Source organism: Kocuria rhizosphaericola (assembly GCF_044462205.1).
Lineage (GTDB): Bacteria > Actinomycetota > Actinomycetes > Actinomycetales > Micrococcaceae > Kocuria > Kocuria rhizosphaericola.
Window position 1 is genome coordinate 1 of record NZ_JBISWK010000075.1, and the last position, 4,357, is coordinate 4,357.

Below are 4,357 nucleotides of genomic sequence, written 5' to 3' on the forward strand. Positions count from 1 at the left end.
CGCCACCCGCTGCCGGGCGACTAGGCCGAGATGATGTTGTGCTCGGGGCCGTAGGGGAACTTGGTGATGTTCTCCGCCCCGTCCTCGCCGATGACGAGGATGTCGTGCTCGCGGTAGCCGCCGGCGCCCGGCAGGCCGTCGGCCACCGTGATCATGGGCTCCATGGACACGACCATGCCCGGCTCGAGCACCGTGTCGATGTCCTCGCGCAGCTCCAGGCCGGCCTCCCGGCCGTAGTAGTGGCTGAGCACCCCGAAGGAGTGGCCGTAGCCGAAGGTCCGGTTGGCCAGCAGGCCGTGGGAGATGTAGATCTCGTTGAGCTCGGCGGCGATGTCCTGGCACACCGCTCCGGGCTTGATCAGTTCCAGACCGCGCTCGTGGACCTCGACGTTGATGTTCCACAGCTGAAGGGAGCGCTCGTCGGGCTGGCCGAGGAACAGGGTGCGCTCCAGGGCGGTGTAGTAGCCCGACGTCATCGGGAAGCAGTTCAGGGACAGGATGTCCCCGCGCTGCAGCTTGCGGGTGGTGGCCCAGTTGTGGGCGCCGTCGGTGTTGATCCCGGACTGGAACCACACCCAGGTGTCGCGGACCTCGCGGTGCGGGAAGGTGCGGGCGATCTCGTGGACCATGGCCTCGGTGCCGGCCAGGGCGACCTCGTACTCGCTGATGCCCTCGCGGATCGCCGCGCGGATGGCTTCCCCGCCGAGGTCGCCGATGCGCGCGCCGTGCTGGATGACCTCGATCTCCTCGGCGGACTTGATCATCCGCTGGCGCATGGCGTCCTGGGAGACGTCGAGCAGCTCGGCACCCTCGAAGGCGGCCTGGATCCGCTGACGCGTCAGCATCGGCAGGGCGTCGTCCTCCACGCCGAGCCGGCGGGCCGCGACGCCGCGCTGGCGCAGGGCCTCCTGGAGGCCGTAGTAGAAGTTGTCGCGCCGCCAGTCGGTGTAGACGATGTTCTCGCCGTAGCTGGTGCGCCAGGGCATGCCGGCGTCGATGTTGGCGGTGACCGTGACGGAGTCCTCGGCGGTGACGACCAGGGCGTAGTTGCGGCCGAACGTGGTGTACAGGAAGTCGGAGTAGTACTTGATGCCGTGGTAGCTGGTCAGGATGACGGCGTCGAGCTGCTTGGCGGCCATGATCTGCCGCAGGCCGGCCAGGCGGCGCTCGAACTCGGCGTCGGAGAAGGTCAGCTTCTCCTTGACCCCGTTGTGCAGGACCTTCAGGCGCTCGAGCTCGGCGACGCTGGTGGCGCCAGGAGCGGTGGTGGCGGGCGAGGTGGTCATGGTCGTCCTTTCGTGGAGTGCGTTCCAGGTGGGTGGTCCGAGGTGGGTGGTCCGAGGTGGGAAACGGCAGTCACCGGACGGCGTCGGCCGGTGCCGGAAAGCGCGGGAAGAGGCCTGCGGACCGTCACCGCAGCAGCGGCCGGCAGCAGTGCGCCGACGAGCTGTGGAGCCACGTTCTCCCCCGACTGCCACGTGTTGCATTCCCTGCAACGTCGTTGCCTCAATCTAGAGTGTGATGTGAGCCACGGTCAAGGGTGTGACCGTCATGGCTTTCAGCATGGCCCGCCCCATCCTGCGTGGCATCGACTTTCACGCGCTTGAGTTGTCGAGAGTGCAACACGCGGCGGGAGACTCCGGCCCGACCCCGCTCGCGGCGGCCGTGCGCCACTCCCCAGGACGCGAACAGACCCTTCCCCCGGGCTGTATATAAGTGATATATCTGTTGGCGACAGATACTTGGGTTCCTTCACGGAGGAAGCGGAGGGGCCCGCCGAGCGCGAGGCGTGGTGACACCGAACGCGAACCGGCCGGTGCGCGCCACCATGCACGCGGCCGCGCCGTGGCGGCGACCCTCCTGAGCCATGTCCGGACCGGTTCCAGCCCCCGACCTCCGGCCCGCGAGCCGTCCGGCCCCCGGCCGTCCGCCACGATCCGACCGATGTCCGCTCGAACGCACCCCTAGGAGCACGATTCTGATGACGCATGTTCTTCCGTTCACCGAGATCGACCTGTCCGACCTCGAGGAGGTGGGGGGCAAGAACGCGTCCCTGGGGGAGCTGATCCGCAATCTGAGCGCGGCCGGGGTGCAGGTCCCGGGGGGTTTCGCCACCACCGCCGCCGCGTTCCGGGAGTTCCTCCGCACCGATGGACTGGATGCGCGGATCGAGCAGGCCCTCGAGGGCCTGGACACCACCGACGTGGGCGCCCTGGCCGCCGCGGGCGCGCGGATCCGGTCGCTGATCCAGGAGGCCCCGCTGCCCGCCGCGCTCGAGGCCGGGATCCGCACCGCCTACGAGGAGCTGGCCGGCTCCCAGCCGGCGGGTGCGGAGGCCTCCTGGGCGGTGCGCTCGAGCGCGACCGCGGAGGACCTGCCGGAGGCCTCCTTCGCCGGCCAGCAGGAGACGTTCCTGAACGTCCGCGGCGTGGAGAACGTGCTGGCGGCGGTCAAGGAGGTCTTCGCCTCCCTCTACAACGACCGGGCGATCGCCTACCGGGTCCACCACGGGTTCGCCCACGCCGAGGTGGCGCTCTCGGCCGGGGTGCAGCGCATGGTGCGCTCCGACGTCGGGGCCTCGGGGGTGGTCTTCACCATGGACACCGAGTCCGGGTTCACCGACGCGGTGTTCATCACCTCCTCCTACGGGCTCGGGGAGGCGGTGGTGCAGGGGGCGGTGAACCCGGACGAGTTCTACGTCCACAAGCCGGCCCTGGCCGCGGGCCGGCCGGCGGTGCTCAAGCGCGGGCTCGGGGCCAAGGCCCTGCAGATGACCTACACGGACTCCCGGGAGCTCGGGGAGACGGTGGGCTTCGTGCCCGTGGCCCCGGACCTGCGGGCCCGGTTCAGCCTCGACGACGCCGAGGTGGAGCAGCTGGCCCGGTTCGCGGTGGCCATCGAGGACCACTACGGCCGCCCGATGGACATCGAGTGGGGCAAGGACGGGACCGACGGGCGCCTCTACATCCTGCAGGCCCGCCCCGAGACGGTGGTCTCGCGCCGGGCCGCCGGGACCGTCTCCCGGTACCGGCTGCACGAGGACGGGAGGGTCCTGGTCGAGGGCCGGGCCATCGGCCAGCGCATCGGCGCCGGCCAGGTGAAGGTGCTGTCCTCGATCGAGCAGATGGCCTCCTTCCAGGCCGGTGACGTCCTGGTCGCCTCCATGACCGACCCGGACTGGGAACCCATCATGAAGAGGGCCGCCGCGATCGTCACCGACCGCGGCGGGCGCACCTGCCACGCCGCGATCATCGCCCGGGAGCTGGGCATCCCCGCCGTGGTCGGGGCCGGGAACGCCACTCAGGTGCTGGCCGACGGGGATCCGGTGACGGTCTCCTGCGCCGAGGGCGAGACGGGCCTGGTCCACGAGGGGCTGCTGGACTACACCGTCGAGGAGACCGCCCTGGGGTCCATGCCCGAAGCACCGCTGAAGGTGATGATGAACGTGGGCACCCCGGAGCAGGCGTTCAGCTTCGCCCAGCTGCCCCACCACGGGGTGGGGCTGGCCCGGCTGGAGTTCATCATCAACCGCCAGATCGGGATCCACCCCCTGGCGCTGCTCGCCCTGGAGAACGGCTCCCCGGAGCTGGACCCCGGTGTGGCCGGGCAGATCCGGGAGCGGATCGCCGCCTACGCCGGACCTCGCGACTACTACGTCAAGCGCCTGGCCGAGGGCATCGCCACGATCGCGGCGGCCTTCGCCCCGGAGCCGGTGATCATCCGGCTCTCGGACTTCAAGTCCAACGAGTACGCCAACCTCCTCGGCGGACCGGAGTTCGAGCCGGAGGAGGAGAACCCCATGCTCGGCTTCCGGGGCGCCGCACGCTACCTCTCGCCGGTGTTCCGTGCGGCCTTCGAGCTCGAGTGCGCCGCGGTGCGGCACGCCCGCACCACCATGGGCCTGACCAACATCAAGCTCATGGTCCCGTTCGTGCGCACGGTGGCCGAGGCCGAGGGGGTGGTGGAGCTGCTGGCGGCCAACGGTCTGAAACGGGGGGAGAACGGCCTGGAGATCGTGATGATGTGCGAGCTGCCCGCCAACGCCCTGCTGGCCGATCAGTTCCTGGACCACTTCGACGGGTTCTCCATCGGCTCCAACGACCTGACCCAGCTCACCCTGGGCCTGGACCGCGACTCCGCCCTGGTCGCCGGATCCTTCGACGAACGCGACCCGGCGGTGAAGAAGCTGCTGGGGATGGCGATCGCCGCCTGCCGGGCCCGGGGCAAGTACGTCGGGATCTGCGGCCAGGGCCCCAGCGACCATCCCGACCTGGCCCTGTGGCTGCTGGAGCAGGGCATCGACTCCGTCTCCCTGAACCCCGACGCCGTCGTGGACACCTGGCTGGCCCTGGCCCGC

At 70.2% G+C, this 4,357-nt stretch carries 2 protein-coding genes; one reads left to right on the forward strand and one right to left on the reverse strand.

Annotated features, from left to right (window positions below):
* Positions 1 to 20: 20 nt before the first annotated feature.
* A complete protein-coding gene (locus ACH9D2_RS07785) occupies positions 21 to 1,286 on the reverse strand; it encodes a M24 family metallopeptidase (RefSeq protein ID WP_396362270.1) in 1,266 nt (421 codons plus the stop codon).
* Positions 1,287 to 1,981: 695 nt separating this feature from the next.
* Between ACH9D2_RS07785 and ppsA the strand changes: the two genes are divergently transcribed.
* Positions 1,982 to 4,357 (forward strand): phosphoenolpyruvate synthase (ppsA, locus tag ACH9D2_RS07790; protein ID WP_396362271.1); only part of this gene is annotated, 2,376 nt, incomplete at its 3' end.

Bases quoted from the DNA above. Each gene is read 5' to 3' on its own strand.
- ACH9D2_RS07785 (WP_396362270.1), bottom strand. From the start codon at position 1,286: ATGACCACCTCGCCCGCCACCACCGCTCCTGGCGCCACCAGCGTCGCC.